The sequence below is a fragment of the Phyllobacterium sp. TAF24 genome (assembly GCF_052113785.1).
GTDB lineage: Bacteria > Pseudomonadota > Alphaproteobacteria > Rhizobiales > Rhizobiaceae > Phyllobacterium.
Genome location: NZ_JBFRDN010000074.1, coordinates 1 through 930, shown reverse-complemented (window position 1 = coordinate 930; position 930 = coordinate 1). Strand labels below are relative to the sequence as shown.

Here is a 930-nt window from a genome sequence, read left to right as displayed (position 1 = left end):
GTCCAGGATAACGAATGACGCATCAACCGCAGCAATCACCGCAGTTTTTCCTGACAGCACCCTCGCCCTGTCCGTATCTGGAAGGGCAACTGGAGCGCAAGGTTTTTACGCATCTGGTGGGCGGACGCGCGAGTGAGCTGAATGATCTGTTGACGCAAGGCGGTTTTCGTCGCTCGCAGAACATTGCCTATCGTCCGGCATGCGAGAATTGCCGGGCCTGCGTTTCGGTGCGCATCCTTGCTGGAGAGTTCAAGCAGGAAAAGTCGATGCGCCGGGTCTGGAATCGTAACCGGGACCTGATCGGCAATATTCATCAGGCAGAGCCTTCCACCGAGCAATATACGTTGTTCCGCCGTTATCTTGACGCACGCCACAACAAGGGCGGCATGTCGGAGATGACCGTGCTCGACTATGCGATGATGGTCGAGGATACGCATGTTCCGACCCAGATCATCGAATATCGCCGCCGGGGGCCGGATTCCTTCATCACCAAAAAAGGCGAAGGCGAACTGATAGCCGTGGCGCTGACCGACATCATGGGCGATGGATTGTCCATGGTTTATTCGTTCTTTAATCCTGACTACGCCGACCGCTCTCTCGGTACATTCATGATTCTCGATCACATCCAGCGCGCCGCCGCCGCCGGCCTGCCGCATGTCTATCTCGGTTACTGGGTCGAGGGCTCGCGCAAGATGCAATACAAGATCCGCTATAAGCCGCAGGAACATCTCGGGCCAAAAGGCTGGGAACGCCGGGAATAATCAGGGTTTCCCATTGTGTGTTGCTCCACGCGTTAAGCTTGCAACTTCGTGGTTGGCGGTTCGTGGTTCGACAAGCTCACCATGAGGGAGAGTGGTGCGTGCAGGGAGTCTAGTTCTGCAACTTTGGAGATTATCGTTGCATCCACACTCTCCCTCATGGTGAGCTTGT

The 930-nt window shown here is 55.8% G+C and carries 1 protein-coding gene; it reads left to right on the top strand.

Annotated elements, in window-relative coordinates:
* The first annotated feature begins 14 nt into the window (after positions 1–14).
* Entirely contained in the window at positions 15–761 is a 747-nt protein-coding gene (locus AB4Y96_RS26380) for an arginyltransferase (protein WP_091883940.1), read from the top strand.
* Positions 762–930 lie beyond the last annotated feature (169 nt).